Source organism: Kitasatospora sp. NPDC057692 (assembly GCF_042799475.1).
Classification (GTDB): domain Bacteria; phylum Actinomycetota; class Actinomycetes; order Streptomycetales; family Streptomycetaceae; genus Kitasatospora.
Window position 1 is genome coordinate 25,365 of record NZ_JBHVIV010000020.1, and the last position, 18,782, is coordinate 44,146.

At 74.2% G+C, this 18,782-nt stretch carries 10 protein-coding genes and 2 pseudogenes; 9 read left to right on the top strand and 3 right to left on the bottom strand.

Annotated elements, in window-relative coordinates:
• Positions 1–67 precede the first annotated feature (67 nt).
• Positions 68–1,212, top strand: a pseudogene (locus ACFVFS_RS14160) (MFS transporter).
• Between the two features lie 29 nt (positions 1,213–1,241).
• Positions 1,242–1,925: pseudogene (locus tag ACFVFS_RS14165) on the top strand (SDR family NAD(P)-dependent oxidoreductase); the annotation flags it as partial.
• 288 nt (positions 1,926–2,213) lie between these two features.
• Here the strand turns inward: ACFVFS_RS14165 and ACFVFS_RS14170 are convergent.
• Both ACFVFS_RS14170 and ACFVFS_RS14175 read right to left on the bottom strand, forming a co-directional pair.
• A complete protein-coding gene (locus ACFVFS_RS14170; protein WP_380623719.1) occupies positions 2,214–2,462 on the bottom strand; it encodes a hypothetical protein in 249 nt (82 codons plus the stop codon).
• On the bottom strand, positions 2,441–3,505 hold the full coding sequence (locus ACFVFS_RS14175; protein ID WP_380623721.1) for a hypothetical protein: 1,065 nt from the start codon (positions 3,503–3,505) through the stop codon (positions 2,441–2,443). Before ACFVFS_RS14175 ends, ACFVFS_RS14170 begins: the two co-directional genes overlap by 22 nt.
• Here ACFVFS_RS14175 and ACFVFS_RS14180 point away from each other — a divergent pair.
• The 6 genes from ACFVFS_RS14180 to ACFVFS_RS14205 all read left to right on the top strand — a co-directional run bounded on the left by ACFVFS_RS14180 (position 3,492) and on the right by ACFVFS_RS14205 (position 11,569).
• Positions 3,492–3,812: a hypothetical protein gene (locus ACFVFS_RS14180; RefSeq protein ID WP_380623722.1), complete on the top strand. Its 321-nt coding sequence runs from the start codon at positions 3,492–3,494 to the stop codon at positions 3,810–3,812. The two genes, ACFVFS_RS14175 and ACFVFS_RS14180, sit on opposite strands and share 14 nt — an antisense overlap.
• Before the next feature lie 622 nt (positions 3,813–4,434).
• Positions 4,435–5,196: a hypothetical protein gene (locus ACFVFS_RS14185; protein ID WP_380623724.1), complete on the top strand. Its 762-nt coding sequence runs from the start codon at positions 4,435–4,437 to the stop codon at positions 5,194–5,196.
• Positions 5,197–5,243: 47 nt separating this feature from the next.
• On the top strand, positions 5,244–6,584 hold the full coding sequence (locus tag ACFVFS_RS14190) for a lanthionine synthetase C family protein (RefSeq protein WP_380623726.1): 1,341 nt from the start codon (positions 5,244–5,246) through the stop codon (positions 6,582–6,584).
• On the top strand, positions 6,581–9,859 hold the full coding sequence (locus tag ACFVFS_RS14195) for a lantibiotic dehydratase (protein ID WP_380623728.1): 3,279 nt from the start codon (positions 6,581–6,583) through the stop codon (positions 9,857–9,859). The genes ACFVFS_RS14190 and ACFVFS_RS14195 overlap by 4 nt, the downstream gene beginning before the upstream one ends.
• A 598-nt stretch (positions 9,860–10,457) precedes the next feature.
• Complete coding sequence (locus ACFVFS_RS14200; RefSeq protein WP_380623730.1) at positions 10,458–10,961, top strand: N-acetyltransferase; 504 nt, start codon at positions 10,458–10,460, stop codon at positions 10,959–10,961.
• A 338-nt stretch (positions 10,962–11,299) separates the two neighbouring features.
• Positions 11,300–11,569, top strand: coding sequence for a transposase (locus ACFVFS_RS14205; RefSeq protein ID WP_380623731.1), 270 nt, complete (start codon positions 11,300–11,302; stop codon positions 11,567–11,569).
• A 172-nt stretch (positions 11,570–11,741) separates the two neighbouring features.
• Here ACFVFS_RS14205 and ACFVFS_RS14210 read toward each other — a convergent pair whose 3' ends face one another.
• Entirely contained in the window at positions 11,742–14,924 is a 3,183-nt protein-coding gene (locus tag ACFVFS_RS14210) for a tetratricopeptide repeat protein (protein ID WP_380623733.1), read from the bottom strand.
• A gap of 612 nt (positions 14,925–15,536) precedes the next feature.
• Between ACFVFS_RS14210 and ACFVFS_RS14215 the strand changes: the two genes are divergently transcribed.
• The gene (locus tag ACFVFS_RS14215; protein ID WP_380623735.1) at positions 15,537–18,518 is read left to right on the top strand and encodes a tetratricopeptide repeat protein; all 2,982 of its coding nucleotides are present in this window, start codon (positions 15,537–15,539) and stop codon (positions 18,516–18,518) included.
• The last annotated feature ends 264 nt before the right edge of the window (positions 18,519–18,782 follow it).

Consider the following 18,782-nt stretch of genomic DNA (forward strand, 5'->3'; position numbering starts at 1 on the left):
CCCCGTCGGCCCCGCCACCGGCAAGCTCCCCTTCGTCGTGTGGGTGCTCGCCGCCGGCACCTTCCTGATGGGCACCACCGAGTTCGTCGTCGCCGGGCTCCTCCCGGAGATCGCCGGTGACCTCGGCGTCAGTGTCTCCCGTGCCGGACTGCTGATCACCGCCTTCGCCGTCGGCATGATCGCCGGCGGCCCGACCATGGCCCTGGCCACCCTGCGCCTGCCCCGGCGGCGGACCCTGGTCCTCGCCTTGGCCGTCTTCGCGCTCGGCCACGTCGTCGCCGCCCTCAGCACCGACTTCACCGCCGTTCTCGCCGCCCGCCTCGTCACCGCGCTGGCCACCGGCGCGTTCTGGGCCGTCGGCTTCGTCATCGCCACCGAAGCGGCGGGCCCCGGCCGCTCCACCCGCGCCGTGGGCGCCATGATGGGCGGCCTGACCCTGGCCAACGTCGTCGGCGTTCCCCTCGGGTCCGTCGTCGGGCAGGCCACCGGCTGGCGCGGTCCCTTCTGGGCCCTGGCAGTCCTCGCCGCCTCGATCGTGGGCCGCCTCGTCCCCGACACCGGGCGCTGCGGCAGGGCAGGCTGTGGTTGGCACTGGCCGCCGCCGTCCTGATCATGGGCGGCGTCCTGGCCACCTACACGTACATCACGCCGCTGCTGACCGGCCGCGCCGGCATCCCGGAGAACGCCGTGCCGCTGGTGCTGGTCGCCTTCGGCGCCGGCGCGCTCGGCGGCAACACCATCGGCGGGCGGCTCGGCGACCGCCGCCCCATGGCCACCACGATCACCGCCGCCGCGGCCACCGCCGCCGTCCTGCTGCTGCTCGTCCCGTTGTCCACCAACCCTGCGACGGCCGTCGCCCTGGTCTTCCTGATGGCCCTGACCGGCTTCGCCGTCAACCCCGTCGTCACCTCGCTGGCCGTCCGCTTCGCCGGCGACGCCCCCACCCTCACCTCCGCCCTGACCACCTCCGCCTACAACACCGGCATCGCCGCCGGCTCCGCACTCGCCGGCCACGCCCTCGGCACCGGCCTCGGCCTGACCGGACCCGCCCTCGTCGGCGGCATCCTCGCTGCCCTCACCCTCCTGCCGCTGGCCGCCCTCGCCCTTCGCGGAGCCGCCCGGCCCGCACCGGGCCCCGCCCCACGGACCGGCTCCGTGCCGCCCCCGGCCGCCCCGCACGCCGCCGGCACGCAGATCCCCGTCGGCCGGTGAAACCCCGAACCTGTTGGGAGAACACCGCGATGAACCCCGTCTACGACTTCACCGGCCAGGACGCCTTCGTCACCGGCGACTCCTCCGGGATGGGCCTGGCCACCGCCCGCGCCTTCGCCGCCTGCGGCGCGGCCGTCGCCCTCGCCGACCTCGACCGGCCCGCCCTGCACGACGCCACCCGCGAACTGGCCGACCGAGGCCACCAGGTCCTGGCCCTGCCCTGCGACGTCACCGACGAGCAGCAGGTCGCCGCCGCCGTCGACCGCACCGTCGCCACCTTCGGCCGCCTCGATGCGGCCTACAACAACGCCGACATCCAGATCCCGCCCGCCGACGCCGCCGACGAGGACGCCGCCGTCTTCGACCGCGTCCACGCCGTCAACCTGCGCGGCATCTGAGCGGGCATGAAGCACGAGCTGCGCCACATGCGCGCCCAGGGCAGCGGCGCGATCGTCAACTGCTCCTCCCTCGGCGGCCTGGTCGGCATCCCCGGCCGCGCCTCCTACCACTCCTCCAAGCACGGCGTGATCGGCCTGACCGGCAGCGCCTCCCTCGAGTACGCCCCCCGCGGGATCCGCACCAACGCGATCTGCCCCGGCACCATCGAGACCCCGATGGTCCAGGTCGCAGGACGGGCGGTGCGCAGTGGCACCTCTCCGGCGCGGATGGCGCGGACGACGGTGAGCGCGGCGAAGCTAGCCAATGCCCAGGAGCGTTCGCCGAACGCGACGAGCCCGGGATCAGCGCCGTCGACTGGTACTACCTCCGCAACCAGCGTGGAGAGGTTGGATACGGCCCAGGGCAGGTCAGTCACGCCGCACACCTATGCGACCAGTCCACTGCGGGGCGCCCGGCGGCTCGGTCCAGTCCCATCGACGCGGACGAGCCGCCGGGCGCCATGAGCGTGCTGGAGCCTTCTTGCGGTTCTACAGGCCCAGATCCGACGCGAGGCCCGGACCCGGTGTCCACTCCACGCCCGTGTCGGCCTCGCGGGACAGGAGCTACATCTCTTGGTCCTGTGTCACGGCGATGCACAGGGATGTGCCCGAATCACCGGCGCTCAACACCAACCGATCCGCCTGCCGACCTTCGGTATGGATCGTGTGGGGAACCAGGTCCAGCAGCAACTCGAACTGCGCGTCGTCGCGGACATCGATGGCGGTGTCGAGCCCTTCCAGTGTGGACTCGCGAATGCTCTCCCCCTCGGCACCCTGTGGGAAGTGGCGGCTCAGCCGGCGCGCGCAGTCCACTCCGGCGGCGTCCACAACCGGGCATGGGCGCTGCCGACCTGGATCAGCGTTCCGGTATGCCGATCCTGACGCGCCGGGCGGAACCCGTCGATCGCGAACACCTGCTGTCCGCTGGTGATGTCGACGCCCTGCAGACCGGCCTCGTCGGCGATCAGCAGATGCTCTCCGTCGGTGAAGAAGCCGAAATCGCCGACCGGCCAGCGGAACGTGGCGACCGCCTTGATCCATCGGACGCCCGGCGAGCGCAGTTCGATCGAGGTGGGGTCGAGGACGTGGACGGTGCCGCTGCCGGCATCGTCCCGGTCGTACACCGCGATCCGCCCGTCGTCGATCCACACCACCGGCCAGTTCCACTCCGAGACCTCGGGATACACCGCACGGCTGGGCCCGTCCTCGGACTCGTACGGGTTGTCGTGCAGCCAGGCGGTCAGGCTCCACACCGCCGGCATCCCCCACGGCTGCCACACCCAACCGCCGTCGTAGACACGAGTCCCGTCAGGACTCAGCGACAGCGCGCCGTGGAAGTAGTCGAGGTCGTACTCCGCAGCTTCCTCGTCTCTGTCCGGGCTGTCCCGCGCCGTAAGCACCTCGCCGGACGCGAGATCGGTGACATCCAACCGGTTCCAGTCAGTGCGATGGACGACAACCGGCCGGCCGCCGTGTTCGGCGAACGCCAACGCGAACGGGACGGTTTCACAGCAGTAGTCCCCGCCGTCCAACGTCAACACCGGCGAACCGGTGGTGAGATCGACGACGGTGCCGTACCGACCGCGGTCTTGAACCACCGCCGCCCAACGGCCACATCGAGACACATGGAGCCGCGGTCGAACGCCGCCACCGTATTCGGACGCCAGCCTCTCCTCCCGATACCGGGCCACGTCCTGCACCTCGCCGGTCGTCGGCGTCCACCGCGCCAGTCGTCCATCCTCGGACAGCACCAGCCACGCCGGCCCCGCGTCACCGAGGGGCGCCGGCAACGCCGCCACATCCACGACCGGCCGCAGCGCGTCGGGAACTGCCACGTCCACCGTGACCGTCGCCATACTGATCCCCTCGGTGCGCCCGTGCGACCCCCCGCGGCAACGCGAACAGCAGGCGATACGGCACCGTATCGGCGAAGTCGGTGAGCGCCGCGACGCCGGTCACGGCGGTGAGGTCAACACGGATCTGGTCTGTGTCGGGCTCATTCTCGCGCAGGTCCGCCTCGGTGTCGTCCAGCGAGAAGCCCCCTCCGGTCGTCATGACCGGACCAACCTCACCGAGCACGGCCCCCGGCGGACCCAGAAGATCCAAACCGCCGACCAGCACACCCGGATCCGCTACAGAGAGCTACTTGTCACTTCGCCGTAGCTTCGGGAGAACAGGGCCGTGATGGGAAGATTCGTGGGACCCCGTCCCGGGATCGCCCATCCAACGCCCGCCGGCCGGCAAGGTCAACACCTTTCACCAGGGAACGGACCGTCACAGGCGGCTGCGGCACACGACGGGCCGGGCGGGCCGGGTCGGCGCCGCTAAGTGCGACAACGGCGGTGCGGGTGCGCTCCAGCCAGGACCTGACCTGGCGCAGCGTGGCGGCATCGAGCCATCGGGTGAGGCCGCGGACGGCCTGGTGGGGGTCGACGTCGGTCAGCATGGTCAGTCCGGCGCGGTCGAGGGCTGCGTCCAGGGTCGATCCGGCCTGCACGACCGCCTCCGGCACGCGCCCTGAACCGTGCGGGTCCCCGAACCGTGCGGGTACGGACGAGCGGGCCCACAATGGAAGGAGAGACAGAACCGAAAGTGACGCAGAGTTAACACAACCGGCACGGTTTCCCGTCCCGGGGCCTGTGTCCTCGTGAGCTTCAGCACGCCGCCGGACCGCTGACAGGCCGACGGCGCGGCACTCACACCCCGGGAACGCGCACGCTGCGCAGCCGTCGCCGGCGCAGAAGCGGACACGACCGCGACCGCGCCAGTAGCACCCGAGGTTGACATGGCTGGCAAGAACTCCGAACCCGGCGGGCCGAACGGTATCGGCGACCGCCCCCAGGACGACTTCGTGGCGAGGAACCTGGCCGATCCGTCGCAGCGGCCGGCCAGGACGCTGACGCTCAGTGGTCTGCTGGGCGACAGCGACCGCCCCGGATACCGGCGGCTGTACTTCAACAAGCAGCTTGACTACTACGCCGAGTTCGCCTCCGCGGACGTGCTGGCGGTGGAGGACGTCGGCAGCGACCAGCCGCCGTTCGTCGGACTCGACGCGACGAAGGTCACCCTGAGTCGCGATGCGACGGTGCACTTCACCCGGGTGGAGTCGGCCGCTCCCCTGGACGAGTTCGACCTCGACCTGCGGCTGGCGCAGCCGCGCCGCACTGGGACGGTGCCCACCACGCAGCCCTCCGAACCGCAGACCTTCGAGGCCGAGTGCCCCGGGCCGACGTTCGGCGACTGCGTCACCGAGTTCGCCTGTGCCACCGACGTCGACTGTCCGACCGGAATCACCGTCTGCAAGCCGCGCACGTGCCGTTGCACGGAGAACGCGACGTGCGACACCTGCGCGGGCGCCACCTGCGAGAACACCTGCTTCCAGCAGACCTGCGCCACCTGCGGCGAGAACACCTGCGCCACGTGCGGCGAGGCCACCTGCCGCACCTGCGCGGGTGCCACCTGCGCCACCTGCCACACCTGCCGCACCTGCGACACCTGCAACCCGCACGTGTTCACCTGCGGACCGAACCCGCGGTGCCGCCAATGAGGACCCCTGGGACGGCATCCGCCGCGACGCCGCCGACCGCGTCGGCGGTGGCACCGGGCAACGGCGGATGGGCGCCGCGGCTGGGGCCGGCGGCCGCCCGGCGCGCGCTCGAAGCCGCCCGGCTGATCGCCGACCGGGCCACCAGCCCCCCACGGGTGCGGGCGGCGATCGAACTCGCCGCCCGGCAGACCGCGTTCCCCGGATCGGTGCACTGGGACCCGGTGTCGCTGGCGCAGGGTGAAACCGGCCAGGCGCTGTTCTGCGCCCAGCTGCACCGCTGCTTCCCCGCCGAGGGCTGGGACCGCACCGGACACGCGCACCTCACGCGCGCGGTGGCCGCGCTGGAGCAGCGCGGCGGTGCCCCGCCGAGCGTGTCCAGCGGGCTGAGCGGCGTCGCGTTCTGCGCCGCGGTGCTGGGCGACGGCCGCGGCTACCGGCGCCTGCGCCAGGTGCTCGACGCCCGGATCGCGGCGATGAGCCTGGCCGGGGCGGCGGCGCTGCGTGGGCGCAGCGGGGTGCCGGTGTCGTCCTTCGACCTCATCTCGGGCCTCAGCGGCGTCGCCACCCACCTGCTGCCCGCCGGTGCCGGCCGACCCGCGCACCCGGCGCTCGCGCCGGTCGTGCGCGCACTCGCCGGCCTCGCCGGCCCCGGTGAGTGGCCGCCCGCCTGGTACACCCCGGCGGCGCTGCTCCACGACGAGGAGCAGGCCCGCGCCTATCCGTTCGGCAACCTCAACTGCGGTCTGGCGCACGGCATCCCGGGCCCGCTGGCGGTCTTGGCCCTGGCCGTGCGCAGCGGGGTCGAGGCCGAGGGCCTGCGGCCGTCCGTGCGCGAGCTGGCCGGGTGGCTGCTGGCCCACCGGCTGGACGACGCGGCCGGGCCGAACTGGCCCGCGGTCGTCCCGCTGGGCGACGGCGGCCCCGGCCTGCGCGAGGGCCGGGTGGACCGCACCACCCGCAGCGCGTGGTGCTACGGCAGTCCGGGGGTCGCCAGGGCGCTGTGGCTGGCGGGCAGCGCGCTCGGCGACGAGGGCCTGTGCGCGGTGGCGGTGCGGGCGATGGAGGCCGTCTACCGCCGGCCCGTGCCCGAGCGCCGCATCGACTCCCCGACGTTCTGCCACGGCGTCGCCGGGCTCCTCCAGGTGACGCTGCGCTTCGCCGACGACACCGGGCTGCCCGTGTTCACCGAGGCCGCCGACGCTCTCACCGAGCAGATCCTGGCGCACGTCGACCCGGCGCGGCCGATGGGGATCGCGACGGTGGAGCCGGCGGGCAACCTCGTCGACCAGCCCGGCTTCCTCGACGGGGCGGCCGGGGTCGCCCTCGTCCTGCTCGCGGCCGCGACGGACCGGGAGCCGGTGTGGGACCGCGCCGTGGCCCTGTCATGACCGCGAACCCGAACCCGAACCCGGCAGCGGACCCGGCAGCGGGCGGGGGCGCCGGCCCGGCGCGAGGCCGTACCCGGCGCACGCCCGCCGCCGCCCGTGGCCGCGCCCCGCTCTACGAGCCGGCCCCGTGGCTGATCGTCCGCACCCCCCTGCTGCCCGCCCGCGCACCGAACGCCGCCACCGCCGCCACCGCCGCGGACCCGGCGAACCCCGTGAACCCGGCGAACCCCCGTGACAGCCTGGCCGACCCACGCGTGCGGCGGGCCCTGGCCGTCGCCAGCCCCGACCTGCTCGACGCCCTGCAGCGCACCGGGGCGAGGGCGCGCGACGCCGCCCGGGCCGAGCTGAAACTGGCCCGCTACCTGATCCGGATGAGCACTCGCCCCACCCCGTACGGCGCGTTCGCCGCCGTGTCCCTCGCGGGCTGGGGCGAGCGCACCACCCTGGCCGTGCGCAACGACGCCGACCGCATCCGCACCCGCCCCGACATGGGCTGGCTGACCGACCTGTGCCTCGCCCTGGACGACGACCCCGCCGCCCGCGCCGACAGCCGGTGGACGGCGAGCGCCCGCGCCATCGAGCGCCACGGCCGGCTCGCCCTGGCCGACGGCGGCCCCGCGCAGGGCACCGGCTCGGTCCGCCTGACCCCCGCCGTCCGCGAGGCACTGCGCGCCACCCGCCACCCCGTCCCGTACGCCGTGCTGCGCCGGCACCTGCTGGAACACACCGGCGGCAGCCCCGAGCAGGTCGAGCGGCTGCTCTCCGAGCTGTGGCGCCAGCACCTCCTGGTCACCGACCTGCGCGCCGCGCTCACCACCGACGACCCGGCCGAGGAGCTGCGCCGACGCCTCGCCGAGCGCCCCGCCTGCGCCCGTACGGCCGCTCAGCTCGCCGACCTGCTCGCCGAGATGGCCGACCTCGACCGCGCCCCGGACGACCAGGCACCGCGGCGGGCCCGCGGCATCGCCCAGCGCGCCCAGGACATCCACCCGGCCGACGGACCGGCGTTCCAGACCGACATGGCCCGGCCCGTGGACGGCGACCGGATCGGCGCCCGCGTCGGCGAGGACTGCGCCCGGGCGGCCGAGCTGCTCCTGCGCCTGTCGCCGCAGCCGCTCGGCAGCGCCGACCTGTCCGCCCACCGCGCCGCGTTCACCCGGCGCTACGGCCACGACCGGGAGGTGCCCCTGCTGGAGCTGCTGGACGAGCACACCGGGATCGGCCCGCTCGGACACACCCACGGCGCCCGTCCGGCGCCGGCGCCCGAGGCGGCCGCCCGGCGCGCGAGCACGCTCACCGACCTCGCCCTCGGCGCCCTGCGCGACGGCCGGCGCGTCGTCGACCTGACCGACACCCTGCTGGCCGCCCTCCAGACCCGTGACCCCGCGACCGCGCCCGTACCGCTGTCCCTGGAACTGTCCGCGTTCGTCGCCGCCGCCTCCCGCGAAGCCGTGGACCGCGGGGACTTCCTCCTGGTCGTCGGACCGAACCTGGGCGCCAGCAGCGCCGGCCGCTCGCTCGGCCGGTTCGCCGGACTCCTCGCGCCGCAGGGCCCGGCGGCCCTGCGCAGCCTGGGCGAGGCCGAGTACCGGGCCCGCCCCGACGCCGCGCTGCCCGTCGAGGTCGTCTACCTGCCCGCGAACCACCGCATGGCGAACGTCGTCGTGCGCCCCGCCGTCCACGAGTACGAGATCGTCCTCGACGTGCCCGCCGGGGTGCCCTCCGAGCGGGTCGTGTCGCTCGACGACATCCTGGTCGGCGTCCGCAACGACCGCTACCGGCTCCGGTCGCGCCGTCTGGACGCGGTGCTGCGCCCCACCGCGCGCCACATGCTCAACACCCATCAGGCGCCCGCCGTCTGCCGCTTCCTCGACGAAGTCGCCCGCGACGGCGCGCCCGAGTTCACGGCCTTCGACTGGGGCCCGGCGGCCGACTTCCCGTTCCTGCCCCGCGTGCAGTACGGCCGGATCGTGCTGGCCCCCGCCCGGTGGCTGCTGCGCCCGGCCGCTGCCGACGGCCATGACGGCGGCGAGGACCGGACGGCCGACGCCGGGGCCTTCGCCGCCCACGTGGCCGCCTGGCGCTCCCAGTGGTCGGTCCCCGCGCGCCTCTACCTGACCACGGCCGACAACCGGTTGCTCCTCGACCTCGACGACCCCGCCCAAGTCGAACAGCTGCGCGCCGAGGCCGGGCTGCTGGTGTTCCAGGAGGCACTGCCCGACACCGCCGACGCATGGGTGCCCGGCGCGGACGGCGTCTTCATGAGCGAGCTCGTGGCCCCGCTCGTCCTGCGCCCGCGGCCGGCCCCACAAACGGCACCCGAACCGCGCACCGAACCGCAGGCCGCGCCCGTACCGGCGATCACGCACGCCAACGGCCACCCTGTCCCGGTCCGCGACCGGCTGCGCCTGCCGGGCAGCGACTGGCTGTTCGCCAAGTTCTACGGCGACCGCGACCAGGAGGACGCCCTGCTGGCCGGCCCCCTGGGGCGCCTGTGCGAGATGGCCGAGGTCTCCGGGCTCGCCCGGCAGTGGTTCTTCATCCGGTACACCGACCCCGACCCGCACCTGCGCTTGCGCTGGAAGGGCGACCACGACGCCCTGACCCGGCACCTGCTCCCGGAGATCGCCCGGCTCGCCGCCCAGCTCACCGAGGAGGGCCTGCTCTCCCGGCTGGTCATCGACACCTACGACCGCGAACTGGAGCGCTACGGCGGCTCGGAGGGCACCGACGTCAGCGAACAGGTCTTCTGCGCCGACAGCCGGGCCGTGCTGCGGCTGCTCGCCGAGACCGGCCCGAACTCCCCCGTCGACGCCGACCTGACCGAGCTGGCCGCCGTGAGCACCGACGACCTGCTCGCCGGGCTCGGCCTCGGTCCCGAAGAGCGCCTGCGCTGGTACACCGAGCAGGCCCGGCAGTTCCACGGCGCCGCCCGCCGCCAGGCCGGCGAGGACTACCGCGTGCGCCAGCGGCGCCTGCGCGCCCTGCTCGGCACGCCCGGGGGTCCGGCCCTGCTGGGCGGCGCGGTGCAGGAGATCCTGGGCCGGCGCCGCGACGCGCTCGCCGAGGCCGTCGACCGGCTGTCCGCCCTGGAGACCGCCGGACGCCTCGCCACCGACCGCGACCGGCTGCTCGGCAGCTACGTCCACCTCCACTGCAACCGGCTGCTGGCCGGGCGCCACCCGTCGGAGGGCCTGCTGGTCCAGCTACTCCAGCGCACCCGCAAGGGCCTGAGCGTCGAGCCGGCGCCCGCCCCCGCCCCAAGCCCCGCGTGACGCCCCCTGCCCGCCTACAGCCTGGCCGCCGAGAAGGTGTCGCGCCGGGCGGCGGGACCGTAGCGGGCTCTCGGGCCAACCGACGCCGTAGCAGAGCCCGCCCCACCAAGGATGCGGCGAGGCGGGCGAGGTCGTCCTCCCACGCCGGCTGTTCGGCGAGCGCCGAGGACGGCGCCAGGCGCGCCCGGGACAGCACCGGACTCGCCGACCACGGTGGTGGTCGGCGCCTTCGCGTGCCGGAGAAACCCGCGCTCAGTTCAACGGGGAGGGTGGACCAGGACCCCGCCCGGGACAGGAACACAGCGCGTGCCCCGGGGCAACCGCTCGACCACCCCGAGGTTCTCCGCCCGGCCGGTGCGCAGCACTCTCCGGAGGTGGCCGTCGCCGTACAGGATGACGCCCGGGTCGGCCGCGGTTCCGGTCGTACAGACCACCGGGTCCGCGATGAACCGGCCGCCGGCCTCCGCCGCTATCCGTCACAGCCGGTACGGCGTGGTCGAGGAGGCGGCTTCGTCAGCCCGGCATGAGAGCAGGGCCTGGCGGTATACGGGGAAAATCCAGGGGACCGGCCGGCCGCACGCTGCTACGGTCGGTCGCCATGAGCTGGCTGCCCGATGACTTCGTCCACCCCGTCCTGGTACCGCTGCCGGGCGGCGGCCACCACCTGCGGCCGATCCGGGAGGCGGACACCCCGCTCGACTATCCGGCTGTGATGGGTTCGCGCGAGCGGCTGTGGACCATCTTCGGCCCGGCCTGGGGCTGGCCCGCGGCCACCATGACCTACGAGGGCGACCAGGCCGACCTGTTGCGGCACGAGAAGGAGATCGCCGCACACCAGTCCTTCAACTACGCGCTGTTCGACGCGGCGGAGACAGCGCTGCTCGGCTGTGTCTACATCGACCCACCGGAGAGGGCCGGCGCGGACGGCGAGATCTCCTGGTGGGTGGTGGACGAGCTGGTGGGCAGCAAGGTCGAGCAGGCCCTCGACGCGCTGGTGCCGCAGTGGATCGCCGCCGACTGGCCGTTCGAGCAGCCACGCTTCCTCGGCCGCGAGATCTCCTGGTCGAACTGGCTCGCCCTGCCGGAGCACCCCGACGCGTAAGTGGTGCTGCCCGTGCCGATCTCGACGGCTGTCGATCGTACGGGAGTCACGATCGGGTGACTGCGGCGGCTTCCGCGCGTGAAAGCAGGGCCTCCAGGCAGCTCGGGGGTGCGATCCCATTCCGAGTGGTTCCCGGAGGCCCTGTTGTCCTTGATGTACGTGCCCGAGCAGGTTGACCTCAACCCGCCCGCCGTGTCGTGCGCTTGCCTCGCGCACCTGTATGGCATCGCGGCCGACCATCCGGACCGGGTGCGCCGGTATCCGTCGGACAATGGCGGACGCGCAGTGGGCGGCCGTCCGGCCGTTGCTGCCGGTGCCGGCCCGGTTCCAGGGGCGGGGTGGACGGCCCGAGGGCTACTGCCCCCCGGCAGCTGTTGGACGCGATCCGCTACCTGGTCGCGGGCGGGATCCCGCGGCGGGCGATGCCCGCGGACTTCCCCGCATGGGTCCGGGTCTACGCCTGCTTCCGCCGCTCGCACGGGCACGGGCTGATCACCGGCGGCCCGGGGGCAGACCCACCGACGGACGTCGCCGAGCAGCCCGAGCCTCCGGCCACCGCCGAACTCCCCCTCCCCCTCGCACACACCCACAAGACAGGGTGCGGCTGAACAACCAGACGGCCCGTCGGGCAAAGCTCACCGCCGAGCAGCGCCGGCAGCTCGCGGCCGTGGGTGTGGGTGTGGGTGTGGAATCGGCGTAGGCAGGCCCGTGCGGGCCCCGGGACGGGGCCCTGTGTGGGGCCGGCCCGTACTGGGCCGTTGGGTCGCTGCGGTCGCGGGTTCAGGGCGTGCGCCAGCTCCGGAGCCTGTCCGCGGCTGCTCGGGTGGCGGGGTGGTTGGGGCCGAGCCCCCGCTCGAAGTCGGCCAACACCCCCTCCAGCAGCCCGATCGCCTCGCCCGTACGGCCCACCTCCTGATAGGAGACGGCTAGGCTGCCCCGGGCGACCAGGGTGTCGGGATAGTCACGGCCGAGGACCCGTTCGCAGTCGGCCAACACCCCCTCCAGCAGGCCGATCGCCTCGCCGGTGCGCCCTGTCCGCCGGTAGGAGACGGCCAGGTTGACGCACGCGACCAGGGTGTCGCGATGGTCGTGGCCGAGGACCCGCCCGAAGTCGGCCAGCACCCCCTCCAGCAGCCCGATCGCCTCGCCGGTGCGCCCTGTCCGCCGGTAGGCGTCGGCCAGGTTGGCGCACGCGACCAGGGTGTCGCGATGGTCGTGGCCGAGCAGCCGCTCGCGATCGGCCAGCACCCGCTGCCAGATCACGATCGCCTCACCGATGCGCCTAGCCTGGTGGTAGGCGTCGGCCAGGTTGGCGCGGGCGACCAGGGTGTGGGGATGGTCACCACCGAGGACGCGTTCGCAGTCGGTCAACACCCGCTTCAGCAGGCCGATCGCCTCGCCGGTGCGCCCCGCCTGCCCGTAGGAGTCAGCCAGGTTGCCACGGACAGCCAGGGTGTCCGGATGGTCGTGGCCGAGGACCCGCTCGCAGTCGGCCAGCACCCCCTCCAGGAGCCCGATCGCCTCGCCGGCGCGCCCCACCTGGTGGTAGGAGTGGGCGAGGCTGGCGCGAGCGACCAAGGTGCGGGGGTGCTCCCCGCCGAGGTTCTGCTCGAAGTCGGTCAGCACCCGCTCCTTCAGGCCGATCGCCTCGCCGGTGCGCCCCGCCTGGTGGAGGAAGTCGGCCAGGTTGCCACGGACGGCCAGGGTGTCGGGGTGGTCGTGGCCGAGCGTCCGCTCGCAGTCGGCCAGCACCCCCTCCAGGAGCCCGATCGCCTCGCCGGTGCGCCCCGCCTGCCCGTAGAAGTGGGCGAGGTTGCCGCGGGCGGTCAGGGTGTGGGAGTGGTCGTGGCCGAGCGTCCGCTCACGATCGGCCAGCACCCGCTCCTGCAGGCCGATCGCCTCGCCGGTGCGCCCCGCCTGGTGGAGGAAGTCGGCGAGGTTGCCACGGGTGACCAGGGTGTCGGGGTGGTCGTGGCCGAGCGTCCGCTCGCAGTCGGCCAGCACCCCCTCCAGGAGCCCGATCGCCTCGCCGGTGCGCCCCGTGTGCCCGTAGGAGTCGGCCAGGTTGCCACGGGTGACCAGGGTGTCGGGGTGGTCATCACCGAGCAGTCGCTGGGCGTCGGCGGCGAGGCGCTGCCAGTGGGTGGCGGCGGCGTGGAAGAGGCCGGCCGCAGTCAGGCTGGTGCCCGTCGTGAACAGGACCGGGTGGCCGACGGGCTGCCAGAGGCGGTCGTCGGCGTGGGCTTGGAGGGTATCGGTGTTGGCGCGCAGGGCAGCGGCGAGGCTGCGTGCGGTGTGCTCCTGTCGGGGCCAGATGGTCTGGAGGGCGTCGGCAGCTGCGCGGACGGTAGCGGCGGTGTCGGTCTGGGGGGTGGTTTCGCGGGCGGCACGGGCGGTGAGGGCGTGCAGGCGCACCGCCCGGCTGCTGTCGTGGGCGTGGTGGGTGAGGAGGGCGTAGTGGTGGAGCAGGCGCAGGGCGGCGCGTGCTTGGGCAGGGGTGACCGGGGCCTGGTCGGTGGCACCGGTGGGAGGTGGGGTGCGGTGGGCGGTGAGGTAGCCGGTGACCGCGTCGGTGGTCCAGAGGTCGTGGGGGTGGCCGGCGGGGTCGAGGTGCGCGGCGAGGCGGATCGCGGGGACGGCGAGGCCGGCGGGTTCGCGCCGGCCGGCGGCGTCGAGGGCGAGGAGGAGGGAGGTGGTGACCTGGCGGCCGTAGCCGTCGGTGTCCGCGTCCAGCGGCAGCAGTTCCTCCAGGCGGGAGGCCCGGTCGGTGAACAGGGCGAGGTAGGTGGTGCAGTCGGTGTCCTCGTTGATCATGTAGGCGGCGGCGTGGGCGAGGGCCAGCGGCAGCCATCCGAGTGCCTCGGCCAGGTCGTCGGCGAGGTGGTCGAGGAGGTGGGCTGAGCCGGCGGCGGTGAGCCGCTCGTGCAGGTAGGTGCGGGCCTCGTCGGGGTGGTAGGTGCCGATGCCGACGATGGCCCGACCGGCACCGGAGACCAGGGCGTCGCGGCGCCGGGTGGTCGCGAGGACCCTGCCGCTCGCGCCCGGGCCGGAGGGCGGGCGGGGCCACCACGGCTGGGCGCCTTCGAGGTCGGTGAGGTCGTCCAGGACCACCAGCCACGTACGGTCGGTGACGGCCAGCCAGTCCAGGAACGCAACCGCATCACACTCGGCGTCCTGCCCGTCCGCCCCGGGCACGCCGGCCTTCGCCGCGGCTTGCGCGTAGGTGGCGACGACCTGCGAGACCTCGGCGGCGTCCGCCCATACCAGGACGTCCACGCCCTGTGCGTGGGCCTCGTGCGCGTATGCGGCGGCGAGTTGGGATTTGCCGACGCCTCCGCCGCCGGACAGCACCTGGGTGAGGACGACGGTCGTATGCCGTTCCCGTGCCCGCTCGATCTGGGTCCGCAGGCCGGGGCGGAACTGGAACGCGGAGGCGAGCGGCGGCACCGCGCCCACCCGCACCGGCCCGTGGGTCGGTGCAGGTGCTGACGGCGCGGGGTAGTTGTGGGTGTGGTGGTGGGTGACCGACAGGCTGGAGGCCTGGTAGACGCCGCCGTGGACGGTGCTGCCCTCGACCCGGTTGTCCACCCCCGGGTGCGGACCGCTGCTTCCCGCATCGGCGGCGCGGTGGGAGACGTCGTACTCCGGGCCGGTGGTGCCTTCGCCCGGCACCGGTACCCGGACCGGCGCCCGGGTCTGGGTCTGGGTCTGGGTCTGGGAAGGTGTGCCTGCCCCGGCCAGCCGCTCCGCGGGCGCCGGGCCGGCGGCAGGCACCGGTGTACTGCGGTTGGCCGGTGGGGCAGCATCCGGGGCGGCTCCTGCTCCCGGGACCGGTGTGCTCTCGGCCGGGCAGGCGCTGTCGGCGTCCTGCGGCGGGCTGCCGGTCCGGGAGGCTTCGACGGGTTCGTGCCGCTCACCGGGCCCGCCGGGCCTGCCGCGCCAGAGCCAGCGGGGCGGGGTCATGGCCGGCTCCTGTCCAGACCGGTGCTGCGGATGTCGCCGTCGGCGGCGCTGGGTCCGGGGCCGGCGGCGGCGGATCCCCGCGCATCGAACCGGGCGCCACCGCCCGCCACCGCGAGCCCGGCACCGGGCCCGGCCGCCATGATCAACACCGCACCCACCACACCCCCGCCACGACGTCCCGGGCGAATGCCCACCCGTCCCGACCGCAGCGTACTGCCGGCCCGTGCACCGGCGCGGCCGAACCCACCAACCACCCGGGGAACCACTGTGATCAGGGCCGGCCCACACCCGGAGCCCCTTGAGGGCCTCCGTCCTCGGCGCGGTGTGCGGGGTGCCGCGGCGGGGCGGCGGCTGTTCAGCGTTCGCCCCCGCGGGCAGGACGGTGGGTGGGACAATCCTTCTCCTGGGGAAGAGCCTCTGCGGGAGGCGGCGTCGTAGGTGGGGGCGGACGCGGGTGCATCAAGAAGCGCGGCGGGCGGCGGCCGGGCCGCACACGGGAGCAGGAACGGGTTCTACAGCAGCAGCGGCGCTGGTGGTGAAGAGGGCCGCGCACCGCGAGACCGGACCCGTCGGAAGCGGTCCCCTCGCATCAGGCGCGCGCGGGAGCCGGCCATGACCCAGCCGCTCGGGCCCGGTTCCGGGGACGAGGTACCCATCGAGGAGGAGATCGACGGCGACACGGCCAGAGGTGCCCCCGCACCGGGGACCGGGGCCGGCGGAGCCGGGGGCAGCACGCTCGGCGGACGCAGCGATAACACTGGCACGGCCGGGCGGGGCGAGTTCTCCGGGGTCTCGAACCTGGTCGACCGCAGCACCGTCCACGGGGACGTGTTCCAAGCCGGCCGGGACCTCACCATCAACAACAGGACCACCACGCCCGCTGCCGAGGTCCGGTGGCCGGTGCTCGTCGGCCTGATCCCCCACCCCGCCGGGTACTTCCAGCAGCGCCCCGAGAGCGAGATGCTGCGAACCGCGCTCGAAGGCTGCGGGAGGACGGCGGTGCTGGGCCAGGTCGTCACCGGGATCGGTGGTGTGGGTAAGACCCAACTCGCCGCCCACTACGCTCACCAGGTCCTGCAGGCATCCCTCGCCGCCGCGGCCGGGTCGGCTGCTGCGGCGGTGCCCGGACCAGCGACGCCGGGCGCTACCGACGCGGATACGGGCCCGGACGGCGATGGGGCCGGCGGGACCTCCCCGGAGGCTTCGGTGCGGCGGCCGGCGCCGGTGGACCTGGTGGTGTGGGTGAACGCGGCCACGACGAACGCCATCACCACCGCCTACGCCCAGGCGGCCCGCGCCGTCACCCCCGGCCAGTACGACGGACAGGACGCCGACGAAGCCGCCCTCGGCTTCCTCACCTGGCTCCAGGCCTCCAGTCGGCGGTGGCTGATCGTCCTTGACAACGTCCCCGACCCGGCGGCGCTGACCGTCCTGCAGCCACCCGACACCGAGAACGGGCGGACGGTGGTCACCACCCGCAGCCGCCACGGCGCCTGGACCACCACGACCCGCACCCTGCTCCCGGTCAACCTCTACACCCCGGCCCAGTCCCTCGCCCACCTCCGGGCCGCCCTCGACCACCCCAACCGCGCCCACCTGCACGACAGCAACGAGCACCTCGCCGCGTTGGCCGACGACCTCGGGCACCTGCCCATCGCGCTCGCCCAAGCCGCCGCGTACCTCACCGACACCGCCCGCACCATCGACCGCTACCGCGCTCTGCTCGCCGACCGTGCCCGCACCCTGCAGCAGAACCTGCCCGACCACACCCTGCCCGACCACCAGCACCTGGCCGTCGCCGCCCTGTGGGACATCTCCATCGAGCAGGCCGACCGCACCCGCCCCGAAGGCCTGGCCCGGCCCCTGCTCGAACTCGCCTCCGTCCTCGACCCCGACGCCGTTCCCGACACCGTCCTCACCACAGAAGCCGCCCGCACCTACCTCGCCCGGGCCCGGAATACGTCGACCGGCGAAGCCATCGGACCGTCGGCGGAGAACGGCGACAACGCCCCCGTGACAGCGGGCCCGGGCCGGACAGACAACGAGATCCACCTCCCCGTGCCCGTCGGCCAGGAGGACGCCGAGGACGTCCTGCGCGTCCTGCACCGCCTCAACCTCCTCGACCACACCCCCGCACCAGCCGCCACCGGCACGGGCACCGGCGGGGAGGAAGCGAGCACTGCCGGCGACCCGCCCAGCGGCGGGTGGGGGGCGGTGCGTGTCCACCGCCTCGTCCAGCACGCGGTCCGCGACAGCGCCCACGCCCGTGAACGCCGCGCCCGCCTCGCGCGGGCGGCCGCCGACGCCATCGGGCAGGCATGGCCCGCCGAGGACCATCACGACCGGAACCTCGCCGCCGTTCTACGGACCAATACCGCCACCCTCGCCGCCCACGCCGGCGACCACCTCTGGCACCCCGACGGCCACCCCGTCCTCTTCAAGGCCGGTGACAGCCTTCTGCACGCAGGCCTCTACGCCACCGCCACCGCCCATTGGCAGCACCTCACCGACACCGCCGAACGCGCCCTCGGACCCGACCACCTCCACACCCTCACCGCCCGCAACAACCTCGCTCTCACCTACCGGCAGGCCGGACGCACCCAGGAAGCCATCGACCTCGGCGAGCAGGTCCTCACCGACCGCGAACGCGTCGTCGGCCCCCGCCACCCCCACACCCTCACCGCCCGCAACAACCTCGCTTCCTCCTACCGGCAGGCCGGACGCACCCAGGAAGCCATCGACCTCCTGCGGCAGGTCCTCGCTGACCGCGAACGCGTCCTCGGACTCCACCACCCCCACACCCTCAGCACCCGCGGCAACCTCGCCCATGCCTACTGGCAGGCCGGACGCACCGGCGAAGCCATCACCATCGAGGAACAGGTCCTCATCGACTATGAACGCGTCGTCGGCCCCCATCACCCCCAAACCCTCACCGCCCGCAGCAACCTCGCCTCCTCCTACCGGCAGGCCGGACGCACCCACGAGGCCATCCACCTCCAGGAACAGGTCCTCACCGACTGCGAACGCATCCTCGGCGCGCACCACCCCGGCACCCTCACCGCCCGCAGCAACCTCGCTTCCTCCTACCGGCTGGCCGGACGCACCCACGAGGCGATCACCCTCCAGGAACAGGTCCTCACCGACTGCGAACGCATCCTCGGCGCGCACCACCCCGACATCCTCACCATCCGCGGCAACCTCGCCCACTCCTACCAGCAAGACGGGCGCACCGGCGACGCCGTCGCCCTGCTGCGATCCGTGGTGGAGGGGCAGGTGCGGGTTCTGGGGTCCGGTCATCCGGGCACGGCGGGTTCGCGGGTGGCGCTGGCAGTGATGCTGACCGGACGGGGTCGCTCTCTGCTGCCCGGTGACACGGCGGGCGCGTGGCGGGACGCCGCTGAGGCGGTCCAGGCCGTCGGCCCCTACTTCGCCGACAACCCCGGCATGTACGGCCCCGCCCTCGGCCGGGCCTACCGTCTCGCCGCCGATGTCCTCGACGCGGACGGGCAGTCCGACGCCGCCGCCGAGTACCGCCTGCGTGCCTTCTACACCGCGGGAGCGGCGGCGTCCCAGCGCGCCGGGGACCACAGCTGAGTCCTGGGGGCCGGCCGTACACGCGCCCACAACAGGTCACCAGCCGGGCAGACGTGGGCCTCGGTCGGCGGCTATGCGGTCGGCACCTGGCTCTCCGAGCTCCGGGCCGCCGCCGCGGCAGTGTCGGCCGTCCAGCCGGGAGCGCTCGCTGCGGAGCAGCGGGCCGTGTTGGAGAGGTCGTCCCGTGGCGAGTCCGACCTGGCCCGTCACCCGGCAACACACCGACGCGGTGGCCCGGTTGGGGGTGGCTGGACACCGATGGGC